Consider the following 14,665-nt stretch of genomic DNA (forward strand, 5'->3'; position numbering starts at 1 on the left):
ACGAGCCACGAGATCGAGCCGCCCGCCTCTTCCGAGGCGGGCGGCTCGATTCGTCAGCTCGCGGCCGCCACCTTCTTCTTGGCGGTCTTCGCCTTCGTGGCCGACTTCGTAGCGGCAGTCTTGGTCGCGGTCGCCTTGGTCGCCTTCGTCGCGCGCTTGCGTACCGGCGCGGAAGCAGGTGCAGTGATCCGCCCGTCGAGGATCTCCGCAAGGAAGCGTCCGGTGTAGCTCTCCTCCACCGTGACCACCTCTTCCGGAGTGCCCTCCGCGACCACCGTGCCGCCACCGGAACCGCCCTCGGGACCCATGTCGATGATCCAGTCGGCGGTCTTGATGACATCGAGGTTGTGCTCGATGACGATCACGGTGTTGCCCTTGTCGACCAGACCGTTGATGACCCCGAGCAGCTTGCGGATGTCCTCGAAGTGCAGGCCCGTGGTGGGCTCGTCGAGGATGTACGCGGTGCGCCCGTTGGAACGCTTCTGCAGTTCGGCGGCGAGCTTGACGCGCTGCGCCTCACCGCCGGACAGGGTCGTCGCCGGCTGGCCCAGGCGCACGTAACCGAGACCGACCTCCGCCAGCGTGTTGAGGTAGCGGTGGATGGAGGTGACCGGCCGGAAGAACTCCGCCGCCTCCTCGATCGACATGTCGAGCACCTCGGCGATGGTCTTGCCCTTGTAATGCACCTCGAGCGTTTCGCGGTTGTAGCGGGCGCCGTGGCACACCTCGCACGGCACGTACACGTCGGGCAGGAAGTTCATCTCGATCTTCAACGTGCCGTCGCCCGAGCACGCCTCGCACCGCCCGCCCTTGACGTTGAACGAGAACCGACCCGGCTGGTAGCCGCGCACCTTCGCCTCGGTGGTGGAGGCGAACAGGCTGCGGATCTTGTCGAATACACCCGTGTAGGTCGCGGGGTTCGAGCGCGGGGTGCGGCCGATCGGCGACTGGTCGACCTGCACGAGCTTGTCGAGCTGGTCGAGTCCGTTGATGCGGGTGTGCCGTCCGGGAACCTGCCGCGCGCCGTTGAGCTTGTTGGCCATCACCGTCGCGAGAATGTCGTTGACGAGTGTCGACTTCCCGGAGCCGGAGACACCGGTGACGCACGTGAGGACGCCGAGTGGGAACGCCACGTCGATCTCGCGCAGATTGTTCTCGCGGGCGCCGACGACGGTGACCTGCCGGCCCTTGTCGATCGGCCGCCGGAGCGCGGGGATCTCGATCTCCTCGCGTCCGGACAGATAGGCGCCGGTGAGCGATTCCGGGTTGTCGAGCAGCTCCTTGTAAGTGCCGCTGTGGACGACCGTCCCGCCGTGCTCGCCCGCGCGCGGTCCGATGTCGACGACCCAGTCGGAGGCACGGACGGTGTCCTCGTCGTGCTCGACGACGATGAGCGTGTTGCCCAGATCGCGCAGTCGCGTGAGGGTGTCGATGAGACGACGGTTGTCGCGCTGATGCAGACCGATCGACGGCTCGTCGAGCACGTACAGAACGCCGACGAGACCGGATCCGATCTGCGTGGCGAGACGGATGCGCTGTGCCTCACCACCGGAGAGGGTGCCCGCGGCGCGCGAGAGGGTGAGGTAGTCGAGTCCGACGTCGAGCAGGAAGCCGAGCCGGGCCTGGATCTCCTTGAGGACCTGCCCAGCGATGGCGGCCTCGCGGGCGCCGAGGACGAGACCGTCGAGGAAGCGTGCGCACTCGGCGATCGACAGGTCGCTCACCTCGGCAATGGACATCGCACCGAAGTCGCCCGCGCTGACCGTCACGGCCAGAATCTCGGGACGAAGGCGGGCACCGGCGCAGGCCGGGCACGGGATCTCCCGCATGTAGCCCTCGTAACGTTCCTTCGCCTGCTCGGACTCGGACTGCTCGAGACGGCGGTGCAGGAACGGCATGACGCCCTCGAACTCGGCGTAGTACGAACGGACGCGGCCGTAGCGGTTCTTGTAGCGCACGTGCACCTGCTCGGTGCTGCCCTCCAGCACGGCCTTGCGCACCTTGACGGGCAGTTTCCGCCACGGGGTGTCGATGTCGAATTCGAGGGCGTCGGCCAGGCCGGACAGCAGTCGGCCGAAGTATTCGGCGCTCTGGCCCATCGACCAGGGCGCGATCGCGCCGTCGGCCAGGCTCAGATCCGGGTCGGGCACGACGAGATCGGGATCGACCTCCTTGCGCACACCGAGACCCGCACACTCGGGGCACGCACCGTAGGGCGAGTTGAAGGAGAACGACCGCGGCTCGAGTTCGTCGATCGACAGCGGGTGCGCGTTCGGGCACGCCAGGTTCTCGGAGAACCGACGCTCGCGATCGGGGGCATCCTCCTCACGATCGACGAAGTCGAGCACGACGACACCCTCGGCGAGCCGCAGCGCGGTCTCGATGGAGTCGGTGAGTCGCTGCTGCGCGCTGGGCTTGACGGCGAGGCGGTCGACGACGACCTCGATGTCGTGCTTCTCTTGCTTCTTCAGCTTCGGCGGATCGGACAGCGGGTGGACGACCCCGTCGACACGCACGCGGGAGTAGCCCTGGACGGTCAGCTGCTCGAAGAGGTCGACGAACTCGCCCTTCCGGGTGCGCACGACGGGCGCGAGGACCTGGAAACGGGCCCCGGCCTCCATCTCCAGCACCTGGTCGACGATCTGCTGCGGCGTCTGCCGGGAGATCTGCTCGCCACAGACCGGGCAGTGCGGAGTGCCGGCCCGGGCGTACAGCAGACGCAGGTAGTCGTAGACCTCGGTGATGGTGCCCACGGTGGACCGCGGGTTGCGGTTGGTGGACTTCTGGTCGATCGACACCGCAGGCGACAGGCCCTCGATGAAGTCGACGTCCGGCTTGTCCATCTGACCGAGGAACTGGCGGGCGTAGGCCGACAACGACTCGACGTAGCGCCGCTGCCCCTCGGCGAAGATGGTGTCGAACGCGAGGCTCGACTTGCCCGAACCCGACAGCCCGGTGAACACGATCAGACTGTCGCGCGGCAGGTCCAGGTCGACACCACGCAGGTTGTGTTCCCGGGCTCCACGCACGATCAGGCGGTCTGCCACGCCACATCCTTCCTGTAGACAAGGCCGGAATTCGGCCCTCAGCCATGGTAGGCGCGGGTACCGACACGTTTCCGTGACGAACAACCGCGCGCCTCAGGCTCACGCGCGCGCACCCGAAGGTAGGTTTGGCTGCATGCCGCAGCAGCCCGTGATCATCGAAGACACCTACACCGGCGACGTCACTCCCGGCGGACCCGCGCAACGCCGAAGGATTCCCGGAGCGAGCATCGTCAAACTTGCCGTCGGCGAGATGAACAACAACACCTATCTCGTCACCGACGACGCCACCGGCAAGTCCGTCTTCATCGACGCCGCAAACGAACCCGACCGTCTCGTGCAGTTCCTCCGCGACAACGCGCCGGAGCTCGAGCTCATCGTCACCACCCATCAGCACTGGGATCACTGGCAGGGTCTCGAGCGGGTCGCCGCGGAGACCGGTGTGCCTACCGCCGCACATGAACTCGACGCCGATCCCCTGCCGGTGACGCCCGACCGGATCCTGGCCGAGGGCGACACCGTGCAGATCGGTGAGCTGAATCTCGAGGTGATCCACCTCTCAGGACACACTCCGGGGTCGGTTGCGTTGGTCCTCACGGAACGGGGCACGGGTCGTACGCACATCTTCACCGGCGATTCACTGTTCCCCGGCGGCGTCGGCAAGACCCCGAACGACGACGCCTTCCGATCGCTCCTCGGCGACGTCGAGTCCAAGATCTTCGACCGCTTCGACGACGAGACGATCTTCTACCCCGGACACGGCAAGGACTCGACCCTCGGAGCCGAACGTCCGCATCTCGGCGAGTGGCGCGAGCGGGGCTGGTGACGGTCCGTCTCGGTCCGCCTCGGGCCGGACGGCACTCGGTACGAGGCCTAGCCTGCGACGGCCGGATCTGTGACACCCGAGCGTGCTCGCACGACGTCTAGTCGGGGGCACCGTCCCTGTCGGCCGACCCTTCGCCCTTGCCCGCTCCGGCGGGCTCGTCCCTCGAGCGCTCGCCCGCCATATCTGCGAAGGCCGATCCCGAGACCATCCCGTTCGTGCCCGGCACGACCGTGGTCGGCCGCGCTCCCGGTTCGTACATGCGGTCGATCTCCTCGGCCTTCTCCCTCGCCTGCCGTTTCTCTTCGTCGTCGAGCCGATCCCAGCGGGTCGGATTATCCGCGTCGGTCATGTCCGGGCCCCCTTCCAGCACGCGGCAACGACCCGAGCGGGCCGCTTGTGCTGCGTCCGTTCCAGCGTGCGCCCCGTCGCAGAGGCGCGGAGGCCGAACGAGGATCGGAGTTCGCCGGAATCCTCCTGTGCTCCACTGCCGCGAGTACGCTCGAAAACCGGACGAGCTCGCACGAGCACGGAGGCCTGACACTGTGGCGGATCTCGTACTGGGGCCGGTGCTCAGGCACATCGGCGATACGGACGCCACGATCTGGGTGGAGACGTCCGAGCCGTGCACGGTGCATGTGCTCGGCAGTTCCGAACACACATGGACCGTCGCGGGGCACCATTACGCGCTCGTCACCGTCCGAGACCTCGAACCCGGATCGGTGACGCCCTACGAGGTGGATCTCGACGGCCGGGTCGTGTGGCCACCCGTCGGTGTTGCATCGCCGCTGATCAGGACCGCGGAAGACGACCCCGAGGATTTAGTGCTCGCCTTCGGGTCGTGCCAGGTGGCCTCGGAGAGCGCGGAACCGACAGCCGTCCTCGGAAAGGACGCTCTCGTCGCCTACGCGCAGCGCATGCGTTCCCTACCGGTCGACGAATGGCCCGACGCGCTGTTGCTGCTGGGAGATCAGGTCTACGCCGACGAGCTGTCGGAGGAGATGAAGCGACGGGTCGGTGAGCGTCACGATCTGTCGGAACCGCCCGGAGCCCAGGTACGCGACTTCGAGGAGTACACCTGGCTGTACAGCCGGTCGTGGTCCGAGGACAACGTCCGATGGCTGTTGTCGAACGTGCCGACCTCAATGATCTTCGACGATCACGACGTGCACGACGACTGGAACACCTCCTATTCGTGGCGCAGGGAGATGGAGGCCTCCGCGTGGTGGGAGGAACGCATCGTCGGGGCGTTGGCGTCGTACTGGATCTATCAGCATCTCGGTAACCTCGCTCCCTCGGAGCTGGACGAGGACCCGCTCTACGACCGGGTGCGGAACTGTGCCGGGGACGCCGAACCGATCTTGCGTGCGTTCGCGTCCGGCGCCGACGAGGAAGCCGACGGCAGTCCGGGAGTGCGATGGTCGTATCGCCGCGATTTCGGACCGGTGCGTCTGCTGGTGATCGATTCGCGGTGCGGGCGGGTGCTCGCGCCCGACCGGCGCGACATGGTGTCCGATCCGGAGTTCGACTGGATCGAGGAGCAGACCGACGGCGACTACGACCACCTCCTGATCGGCACGTCGCTGCCGTGGCTCCTCCCCCGCACGATGCACGACCTCGAGGCGTGGGACGAGAAGCTCGCGTCCGGTGTGCGCGGTGACCGATGGGCGCGGTGGGCCGAGAAGCTCCGGCGCGCCGCCGATCTCGAACACTGGGCGGCCTTCCGCGATTCGTTCGAGCGACTCGCCCGTTTGTTGCTGGATGTCGCTGCCGGGCGTCGCGCCGAAACGTCCGGCTGCGCGCCCGCGACAATCTGTGTCCTTTCGGGCGACGTGCACCATGCCTACGCCGCCCGCGTCCGATTCGCGACGCCGACCGCCGGCACGGTGTACCAACTGACTTGTTCGCCCCTGCACAACCACGTCCCCGCAGCTGTCCGGGTCGCCTTCCGCGCCGCATGGGGACGCAAGGCGGAGCGCGTCGTGCGGTTGCTGCTCGGTCCGGTGACGGCCGTTCCCGAGACGTCGTTCTCGTGGTCGAAGATGGCAGGTCCGAGCTTCGGGAACCAGATCGCCACCCTGCGGACGCGAGGACGCGTCGCGCACCTGACCATCGAGCGCAGCGTCGACACCGCCTCGGGTCCGCACCTGTTCGAGACCGTCACGGATCTGCCGCTCACTACTGAGGATCGGCCGCCCGAGATTCCGACGTCCCGCGCGGCGAGTCGGCCGTCGAGGTGATGTCGGGGGCGCTCGTCGACGACGAAATTCGGGTTTTTTCGAGTTTCCGTATGGCCCGAAATATCGTTTCGTACCCTTCGGCCCTGCTTCGTGCATATTCCCGTGACGCTTGGGGTACCTGTGTCAGGGTTTGGAAACACAGCCGACCACGGGAGGAACCACATGCTCGTCCGGAGAATTGCGCGGCCCATGCTCGCGTCCATCTTCATCGCCGGGGGTATCGACGCCCTGCGGAAGCCCGAGCCGAAAGCAGGTGCCGCGCAGCCCGGGCTCGATCAGGCTGTGAACGCCTTGCCGGCGTCGATCACCGACCGGCTTCCCAGCAATCCCGAGACTCTCGTCCAGATCAACGCCGCAGTGCAGATCGGCGCCGGGACCCTGTTCGCACTCGGGAAAGCACCTCGTCTGTCCGCTCTCGCGCTGATCGGCAGCCTCGTGCCGACGACCGTCGCGGGCCATGACTTCTGGAACGTCGAGGACCCCGAGGCCCGCGCCCAACAGCGCACCCAGCTCATCAAGAACGTGAGCCTGATCGGCGGTCTGCTCATCGCCGCCGTGGACACCGAGGGCAAGCCGTCGCTGGGCTGGCGGAGCCGTCGCGCCGCGCGTGCCGCGCAGAAGTCGGTGGCCGCTGCACTGCCGGGCCATTCCTCGGACGGTCACACGGCCGAAACGCTGCACACCGTCGCCGAGCGGGTCAAGACGCTGACGGAGGAAGCCGGCGAGCAGGGTGGACACATCCTCGAGATCGCCAAGGAACGTGCACCCGAACTCGCAGAGGCCGCACGCGAGCGGAGCAGCGGACTGCTCGAGGTCGCCCGCGACCGCGGCCCGGTGCTGACCGAACGGGCGCGCGATCGCAGCGCCGAGATCCTCGGTGTCGCGCGTGAGCGCGCCCCCGAACTCGCCGAGGGCGCCCGTGAACGCGGCACCGAACTGCTCGGGCTGGCGCGCGAGCGCACCCCTGAGCTCGCCGACGTCGCCCGCAAGCGTGGCTCGAAGCTGTGGGACACCACGGTCGATCGCAGCTCGGAATGGGCGAAGCTCGCCGAGGAGCAGTCCGCGATCCTGAACGCTCGGGCTCACGTCGCCGCGGAGAAGGCCCGTCTGCGTGCCGAGGCCGCGCGCAAGCAGGGCACGAAGGCGGAGAAGAAGCTCGCGAAGAACCTGAAGGCGCTCGAGAAGAGCATCGAGAAGAAGAAGTAGTCCGGTACGGCACCGTGGTGCGGGCGTGCGAGGGCATCGCACGCCCGCACTGCTGTGATCAGGCTTTCTGCCCGTTTTCCTCCTGCGGCGACTAGACTTCTCGGGCACTTTCGTCGACGCGTCACCCCTGCGGCGGCGAGCGATCTCGTCCTGTCTATCCCCGAGGAGTCCCTGTGCCGGTTGATGGCGCGTCCCATCCGGAGCTCGATCGCGAGCAGGCCTACGTGGCGATGCTCTACACGCATCTCGACGGTCTGCGCGACTACGCGAAGACCCGGCTGGCCCGCGTGCTGCGCGAGACCGGAGGCACCCCGCAGGCGCGCAGCGAACGCGAGTCGTACACCCACATGTACACCGAGGACATCGCGAAGTACGACGCCGCCGAGCACGGCTTGTGCTTCGGCCGCATCGATGTGCGGGAAGACGGGACGGACACCTCCGGCCCCGTGACGGAGGACGGCGCGGAGACCCGCTACATCGGCCGCCTCGGCATCCTCGACGAGGACAACGACTACGAGTCGCTGCTGCTCGACTGGCGCGCACCCCAGGCCCGCCCGTTCTACCTCGCGACCCCCGCCGCTCCGGACGGTGTCGTGCTGCGCCGCCACATCCGCAGCCGCGGCCGCTCCGTCACCGCACTGCACGACGAGTACCTCGACCTCGACGCCGCGCTCGAGCACGCCGACACCCCACCGGCCGGTGGCGTGGCCGGAGAATCGGCGCTGCTCGCCGCTCTGAACGCCGCGCGTACCGGGCAGATGCACGACATCGTGGCGACGATCCAGGCCGAGCAGGACGCGGTCATCCGGTCCGAGCATCGCAGTGTGCTCGTCGTCCAGGGCGGTCCGGGCACCGGCAAGACCGCGGTCGCGCTGCACCGCGCGGCCTACCTGCTCTACACCTACCGCAAGCAACTGGCCAAGAGCGGCGTGCTGATCGTGGGTCCGAACAGCCGCTTCCTCGACTACATCGGTCAGGTGCTGCCCTCGCTCGGTGAGACCGGCGTGCTGCTGTCGACGGTCGGGGATCTGTATCCGGGGGTCACGCCGACGATCGAGGACGATCCGATGGCCGGCGAACTGAAGGGCTCCCTGGACATGGTGAAGGTGCTCGAGAAGGCGGTCCGCGACCGGCAGGAGGTGCCCCGATCCCCCGTGCAGCTGAGTTTCGACACCTACGCGCTCACCCTCGACCGCACGATCGTGACCCGTGCGCGGGGTCGCGCCCGGTCGTCCCGTCGGCCGCACAACCTGGCCCGGCCGATCTTCGTGAACGGTGTGATCGATGCCCTCGCCGACCAGTTGGCCGGGATCATCGGATCGAACCCGCTCGGTGGCGCGAACCTGTTGAGCCGGGAGGACATCCACGACATCCGGTCCGAGATGCGTTCGGATCCCGACATCGTCGGTGCGATCGACGCGCTGTGGCCGGAACTGTCCCCGCAGCAGGTGCTCTCGGATCTGCTGGCCTCCCGCGACCGGATCGCGTCGGCGGCTCCGGCCCTGACCGACGAGCAGATCGATGCGCTGCACCGTCCCGATGCATCGGGACACTTCAGCGCCGCCGACGCTCCACTGCTCGACGAGCTCGCCGAACTGCTCGGGGTGGACGACGCCGCCGAACGCGAACGCGCGAAGCGGCGCTGGCGCAAGCAGATCGCCGACGCGCAGGGCGCACTCGACATCCTCACCGGTTCGGCACCGCAGGATCTCGAGGACGACCTCGATCCCGAACTGCTCATGGCGTACGACCTGATCGACGCCACCCAGCTCGCCGAACGGCAGAACCACCGTCGTCACGAGACCACGGCGGAGCGGGCGGCCGGCGATCGCACCTGGACGTACGGTCATGTGATCGTCGACGAGGCACAGGAGTTGTCGGCGATGGCGTGGCGAACGATCATGCGCCGCATCCCGAATCGCTGGATGACCCTGGTGGGCGACACCGCGCAGACCGGGGATCCGGCGGGAACCGAGTCGTGGCAGCAGATTCTCGAACCGTATGTCGCGAACCGGTGGAAGAAGACCGAACTGACGGTCAACTACCGCACGCCGGCGGAGATCATGCGGATCGCGCACGCGGTGCTCGCGGAGATCGATCCCGACCAGGTGCCGCCGCAGTCGGTGCGCGAGTCCGGTTTCGAGCCGTGGTCGCAGCACGTCGAGGCGGACGCGGTGCTCGCCACCGTGCAGGCAGCTCTCGAGGCGGAGACCGGCCCGGGTACGACTGCCGTGCTCGCCCCGGCGCGACTCGTGGGTGCGTGGGAGCACCTCGCGTCCGAGTCGGTCACGGTCGCGACCGTCAAGGAGGTCAAGGGACTCGAGTTCGACGCGGTGCTGCTCGTCGAACCTGCGGAGATTCTCACCGATTCCTCACGCGGGATGAACGACCTGTACGTGGCATTGACCCGCGCCACCCAGCGTCTCGGGGTGGTCCACTCGGAGGCGTTGCCGGAGGTGCTGGCCGGTATCGCCGGACCGACACGCTGCTGAACCGACACGGTTCGGCCGACACCGCCGAGCGGACCCCGGGACCGGCCACCGGACGGTACCGTCCTTCCGGGCAAGGAGATGGGACGGATCATCCGCGGAGGGAACGAACACGTGGCCTATCGGGCAGCGCACCACCGGATACGTCGAGCGGGGTGCGCTGCGATCGCGGCGCTGAGCGGGTTCTTCGTCTCCGCCGCGTGCGGATCGGTCACGCCGACCCAGGACGAGGCGCAGGCCGCGACGTCCACGACGTCGGTATCCCCTACCTCGTCGACGCCGCCCGACGCGCGTTTTCTGCGGGTGAAGGAGGCACTGGAGGCGTCCGGCCTGGTCGCCGACGTCACGGACGACACGGTGCTTGCGGTGGTGCGAGGGGTGTGCGACCAGTTGCGCGCGGGCGTGCCGGAGCACGACGTCCTTGTCACGCTCCGGCCGATCGCCGCCTACGCCGCGGGCGCCTCGGGTTCGCGCATGTCGGCGGACGACGCCGCCGCGCGCTATCTCGAAACCGCCCGCGAGGAGTACTGCTGATCCGTCAGCGGACCGTGTGCACTACCAGCACGTCGCACAGGGCCTTGCGGGCGACGTCCGAGGGGACGGAGCCGAGCAGCCGCCCGGTCAGCGTGTTGAGGCCGCGGTTGCCGATGACGATGAGATCGGCTTCGACCTCCTCGACGAGCGTGAGGAGCGATTCGACAGGTGCACCGACGATGGGCCGCTCGGTGATCTTGCGGGCGCCGGCGACGGTTGCCTTCTCCCGTGCGGTGCGCAGGATCTCGTAGGTCGGTGCCGAGCCGGTGACCTGGTACGCCTCGTCGCGCAGCGCGTCGGCGGCCTGTGCGGTGTCCTTGGGGTCGGCCGGGTAGTAGGCGCAGGCGATCACCAGTTGGGCGCCCGCGTCGCCGGCCAGAGCAGCTGCCTTCTCCACGGCCCGATACGACGATTCGGAACCATCGGTTCCGACGACTATGGTCCGGTAGGCGCTCATTCATCCTCCATCGAGTGTGTGGTCCATCGACGCGGGTCGCCGATGCCGTCGTCGACGGAGGACACGCACGCTCCCCCGCCATACGCTGCGTCGACAGTAGCGGGATGGGCGGCCCGGGTGGGAGGTTTGGGTCTCATCCCACAATCAGGTTTGATGTTACCGCGCGTCACCGTAACGCGGGCCGAACAGGCCGGCAGGGAATACCTCGGCGTCGACGAAGGCGTCGCGCCACGGCAACGCGAGGTCGAGCAAACGTTCCACCCCCTCCTCACCGAGCGCAGTCCACGGCGCGACCGCCAGGTCGTCGGTGAGATCCTCGACGAGTTCGCGGACCTCGAAGCCCTCACCGGTGAGCTCGCCGCGCTTGTCGAGCAGGCCGCGCCCGCGCAATCCCTTCTCGGCGTCCGCCCACTCGTCCCGCGACCAGCCCCGCAGCTTCCGGGCCGGATCGGTCGCGAACCCGATACCGGTCGCCGTGTGGGTGACGAGCGCATCGAGCCCCGAAAGCCCTGCCGTCTGCAGGGCCGCGATATGACCGTCGCCGCGATACTCGCGCAGCAGGGTCAGGGCGTGCCACAGGCGCAGGTGCGCCTCCTCGGGCCAGGGCAGGTCGGCGTAGGCGGCGTAGAGCGGGCGACCGTCCGGGCCGGGAATCGCCCGCGCCGCGGTGGCCGCGAGGTCCGCCGCCTCGTTCATCTCCGCGGAGCCGAGTACGTCCTGCCCGAGGACCCGTCGATGGAGTGCGTCCAGAGCCCGCAACCGCGCCGCGATGATCGTGGCCGGCTCGGCCGTCTCCCACACTGCCGGGACGGCCGATGCCACCAGGCGGGGCGAGAAGCTGCAGAACGTCGCGGTCACGACCCCGGGGCCGACGGCACCCAGGGGTGCCGCGCGTCCACCGAAGTACTGCGCAGCCGGTCCGTCGACACCGAGCGCGGCGAGTTCACCCGCGATGTCCGGCGCGAAGTAGACGACCGAGTGCAGCAGCTCGAGTGCGCGGGCAGCACGCCCGGCGGAAGAGGGATCCATGGGAGTGGACCCTACCGAGTCGCCGGCGCCGATCGGGCCGGGCGACTACTTCAGACCCGCGGCGTCCATCCCGCGCAGTTCCTTCTTCAGATCGGAGATCTCGTCGCGAAGCCGTGCGGCCAGCTCGAACTGCAGGTCGCGGGCGGCCTGCATCATCTGGTCGGTGAGCTGCTGCACGAGATCGGCGAGCTCGGCGCGCGGCATCGTCGAGGTGTCGCGACCTTCCACGACACCGGAGCTGACGGCCCGTCCGGACTCGCCCTGGGCTCGGCGACCACGCGAAGCGTTGCGGCCGGAGCCGCCCACCTCGACGGCCTCGGTGTCCTCGGCCTCCTGATAGACCTGGTCGAGGATGTCGGCGATCTTCTTGCGCAGCGGCTTCGGATCGAGACCGTGTTCGGTGTTGTAGGCGATCTGCTTCTCGCGCCGCCGTTCGGTCTCCTCGATGGCCCGCGCCATCGAGTCGGTGATCTTGTCGGCGTACATGTGCACTTCGCCCGAGACGTTGCGGGCCGCGCGGCCGATGGTCTGGATCAGCGAGGTCGTCGACCGTAGGAAGCCTTCCTTGTCGGCGTCGAGGATCGCCACCAACGACACCTCGGGGAGGTCGAGACCCTCGCGGAGCAGGTTGATGCCGACGAGCACGTCGTATTCGCCCAGGCGCAGTTGTCGCAGCAGTTCGACGCGGCGCAGGGTGTCGATGTCGGAGTGCAGATAGCGCACCCGGATACCGAGTTCGAGCAGGTAGTCGGTGAGGTCCTCGGCCATCTTCTTGGTGAGGGTGGTGACGAGGACGCGTTCGTCGCGCTCGGCACGTTCGCGGATCTCGTGCACGAGATCGTCGATCTGCCCCTTGGTGGGCTTGACGACGACCTGCGGGTCGACGAGGCCGGTGGGCCGGATGACCTGCTCGACGAACTCGCCGCCGGTCTGTCCGAGCTCGTACGGGCCGGGGGTGGCCGACAGGTAGACCGTCTGCCCGATGCGGGCGGCGAACTCCTCCCAGGTCAGTGGCCGGTTGTCGACCGCCGACGGGAGACGGAAACCGAAGTCGACGAGGTTGCGCTTGCGCGACATGTCGCCCTCGTACATCGCACCGATCTGCGGCACGGTGACGTGCGACTCGTCGATGACCAGGAGGAAGTCCTCCGGGAAGTAATCGATGAGCGTCGCGGGCGCGGATCCGGCGGGGCGCCCGTCGATGTGGCGGGAGTAGTTCTCGATGCCGGAGCAGAAGCCGACCTGCCGGATCATCTCGATGTCGTACTGGGTGCGCATGCGCAGACGCTGCGCCTCGAGCAGCTTGCCGCGGTTCTCCAGATCGGCCAGGCGCTCCTCGAGCTCGGCCTCGATGCTCGCGACGGCGCGTTCCATGCGCTCGGGACCGGCGACGTAGTGGGTGGCCGGGAAGATGCGCAGGGAGTCGACCTTGCGCACGACGTCGCCGGTGAGCGGGTGCAGGTAGTACAGCGCGTCGATCTCGTCGCCGAAGAACTCGATCCGCACGGCGAGTTCCTCGTAGGCGGGGATGATGTCGACGGTGTCGCCCTTGACGCGGAACGATCCGCGGGTGAACGCCATGTCGTTGCGGGCGTATTGGACGTCGACGAGCAGGCGCAGCAGCGCGTCGCGCGGCACCTCCACACCGACCTCGAGCTGGATGGACCGGTCGAGATAGGACTGCGGGGTACCGAGACCGTAGATGCACGAGACGGACGCGACCACCACGACGTCGCGGCGGGACAGCAGCGACGAGGTGGCGGAGTGCCGCAGCCGCTCGACGTCGTCGTTGATCGACGAGTCCTTCTCGATGTAGGTGTCGGTCTGCGCGATGTACGCCTCGGGTTGGTAGTAGTCGTAGTACGAGACGAAGTACTCGACTGCGTTGTTGGGCAACATGTCTCGCAGCTCGTTGGCGAGCTGCGCGGCCAGGGTCTTGTTGGGCGCCATCACGAGGGTGGGTCGCTGGACGCGTTCGATGAGCCACGCGGTGGTGGCGGACTTGCCGGTACCGGTGGCACCGAGCAGGACGACGTCCTTCTCCCCCGCCCTCAGCCGGCGCTCGAGCTCGTCGATGGCGGCCGGCTGATCGCCGGCCGGTTCGTACTCGCTGACGACCTCGAAACGGGCCTCGGTGCGCTCGATCTCACCCACCGGCCGGAACTCGGAGTGTGCGACGACGGGATGCTCACTTGCGAACGCCATGGAATCCAGAGTAAGCGCTCCCACCGACACGCATCGCGGTCCTGCGTGCGGCGCGGTTCGCACGCTAGCGTGCATCCCGTGTCCGCGACCCCGCATCCCGTGAAGACCGAGATCTTCGACGTCGCCACGAAGACCAACATCGACCCCAAGGGCTTCGCGCGGGCTGTCGACGAGTACCGCGTCGAGGAGTGGGGGCTGTACATGGCGCGATCGTCCGACCACCCGCAGTTCCACTATCTCGAATCGTGGTTGCTGCCGGACCTGCGTCTGCGGGCCTCGATCTTCCATTTCACGCCGGGCAACGAACGCGACCAGGACCGCTACGTCGACGTCGGTGAGTTTCGGCGCGACGGCGACGTCTGGTACTCCCACGACCACTATCTCGACCTGATCGTCCGCACGGGCCGCGACACGACGGTCGAGGACATCGACGAACTGGTGGTCGCGGTCACCACCGGGATGATCGACGCGGCGGCGGCCGAGACGGCGATCGACACGGCACTGCGGGCGGTGGACGGCATCGCCGCGCACGGCCACGACCTCGACGCGTGGCTGCGGGAGCGGGGCGCGCCCGTCTCCTGGCGCTGACGCGCACCACCGCTGCGCAGGTGCCGTCACCTGCGCAGACAGCGGGGGCG

11 protein-coding genes are annotated in these 14,665 nt (G+C 68.2%); 6 read left to right on the forward strand and 5 right to left on the reverse strand.

The features are described 5' to 3' along the window. Positions 1-53: 53 nt before the first annotated feature. Positions 54-3,047: an excinuclease ABC subunit UvrA gene (uvrA, locus tag AC6CID_RS21120; RefSeq protein ID WP_006553981.1), complete on the reverse strand. Its 2,994-nt coding sequence runs from the start codon at positions 3,045-3,047 to the stop codon at positions 54-56. 133 nt (positions 3,048-3,180) lie between these two features. On the opposite strand from uvrA, the gene AC6CID_RS21125 reads away from it, so the two are divergent. After that, positions 3,181-3,870 carry an MBL fold metallo-hydrolase gene (locus AC6CID_RS21125; RefSeq protein ID WP_220666152.1) on the forward strand — a complete coding sequence of 230 codons (690 nt, stop codon included), beginning with the start codon at positions 3,181-3,183 and terminating at the stop codon, positions 3,868-3,870. Positions 3,871-3,967: 97 nt separating this feature from the next. Here AC6CID_RS21125 and AC6CID_RS21130 read toward each other — a convergent pair whose 3' ends face one another. Further along, positions 3,968-4,219 carry a hypothetical protein gene (locus AC6CID_RS21130; RefSeq protein WP_498354418.1) on the reverse strand — a complete coding sequence of 84 codons (252 nt, stop codon included), beginning with the start codon at positions 4,217-4,219 and terminating at the stop codon, positions 3,968-3,970. 193 nt (positions 4,220-4,412) lie between these two features. Here AC6CID_RS21130 and AC6CID_RS21135 point away from each other — a divergent pair, with 193 nt between their 5' ends. From AC6CID_RS21135 to AC6CID_RS21150, 4 genes are all read left to right on the forward strand, one after another. Beyond that, the gene (locus AC6CID_RS21135; RefSeq protein WP_498354419.1) at positions 4,413-6,107 is read left to right on the forward strand and encodes an alkaline phosphatase D family protein; all 1,695 of its coding nucleotides are present in this window, start codon (positions 4,413-4,415) and stop codon (positions 6,105-6,107) included. Between the two features lie 162 nt (positions 6,108-6,269). After that, on the forward strand, positions 6,270-7,313 hold the full coding sequence (locus tag AC6CID_RS21140; RefSeq protein WP_024101156.1) for a DoxX family protein: 1,044 nt from the start codon (positions 6,270-6,272) through the stop codon (positions 7,311-7,313). A gap of 173 nt (positions 7,314-7,486) precedes the next feature. Next, positions 7,487-9,805, forward strand: coding sequence for an ATP-binding domain-containing protein (locus AC6CID_RS21145; RefSeq protein ID WP_121209227.1), 2,319 nt, complete (start codon positions 7,487-7,489; stop codon positions 9,803-9,805). 111 nt (positions 9,806-9,916) lie between these two features. After that, positions 9,917-10,336 (forward strand): DUF732 domain-containing protein, encoded by a 420-nt coding sequence (locus AC6CID_RS21150; protein WP_037216868.1) that lies wholly within the window; start codon positions 9,917-9,919, stop codon positions 10,334-10,336. A gap of 4 nt (positions 10,337-10,340) precedes the next feature. On the opposite strand, the gene AC6CID_RS21155 is transcribed toward AC6CID_RS21150, so the two are convergent. The 3 genes from AC6CID_RS21155 to uvrB all read right to left on the reverse strand — a co-directional run bounded on the left by AC6CID_RS21155 (position 10,341) and on the right by uvrB (position 14,027). Then, positions 10,341-10,793: a universal stress protein gene (locus AC6CID_RS21155; protein ID WP_006553987.1), complete on the reverse strand. Its 453-nt coding sequence runs from the start codon at positions 10,791-10,793 to the stop codon at positions 10,341-10,343. 156 nt (positions 10,794-10,949) lie between these two features. Then, positions 10,950-11,822: an SCO6745 family protein gene (locus tag AC6CID_RS21160; RefSeq protein ID WP_006553988.1), complete on the reverse strand. Its 873-nt coding sequence runs from the start codon at positions 11,820-11,822 to the stop codon at positions 10,950-10,952. A gap of 45 nt (positions 11,823-11,867) precedes the next feature. After that, a complete protein-coding gene (gene uvrB / locus AC6CID_RS21165; protein WP_019289647.1) occupies positions 11,868-14,027 on the reverse strand; it encodes an excinuclease ABC subunit UvrB in 2,160 nt (719 codons plus the stop codon). A 69-nt stretch (positions 14,028-14,096) separates the two neighbouring features. Here uvrB and AC6CID_RS21170 point away from each other — a divergent pair, with 69 nt between their 5' ends. Then, positions 14,097-14,615, forward strand: a complete 519-nt coding sequence (locus tag AC6CID_RS21170; protein ID WP_037216870.1) for a ribonuclease FAU-1 family protein — start codon at positions 14,097-14,099, stop codon at positions 14,613-14,615. Positions 14,616-14,665: the final 50 nt, after the last annotated feature.

The organism is Rhodococcus sp. GQ147 (assembly GCF_059759155.1).

What these genes read in the sequence shown, in the direction of transcription:
- AC6CID_RS21125 (WP_220666152.1), top strand. Translation starts at nt 3,181, where the DNA reads ATGCCGCAGCAGCCCGTGATCATCGAAGACACCTACACCGGCGACGTC.
- AC6CID_RS21155 (WP_006553987.1), bottom strand. Translation starts at nt 10,793, where the DNA reads ATGAGCGCCTACCGGACCATAGTCGTCGGAACCGATGGTTCCGAATCG.
- uvrB (WP_019289647.1), bottom strand. Translation starts at nt 14,027, where the DNA reads ATGGCGTTCGCAAGTGAGCATCCCGTCGTCGCACACTCCGAGTTCCGG.
- AC6CID_RS21130 (WP_498354418.1), bottom strand. Translation starts at nt 4,219, where the DNA reads ATGACCGACGCGGATAATCCGACCCGCTGGGATCGGCTCGACGACGAA.
- AC6CID_RS21160 (WP_006553988.1), bottom strand. Translation starts at nt 11,822, where the DNA reads ATGGATCCCTCTTCCGCCGGGCGTGCTGCCCGCGCACTCGAGCTGCTG.
- AC6CID_RS21140 (WP_024101156.1), top strand. Translation starts at nt 6,270, where the DNA reads ATGCTCGTCCGGAGAATTGCGCGGCCCATGCTCGCGTCCATCTTCATC.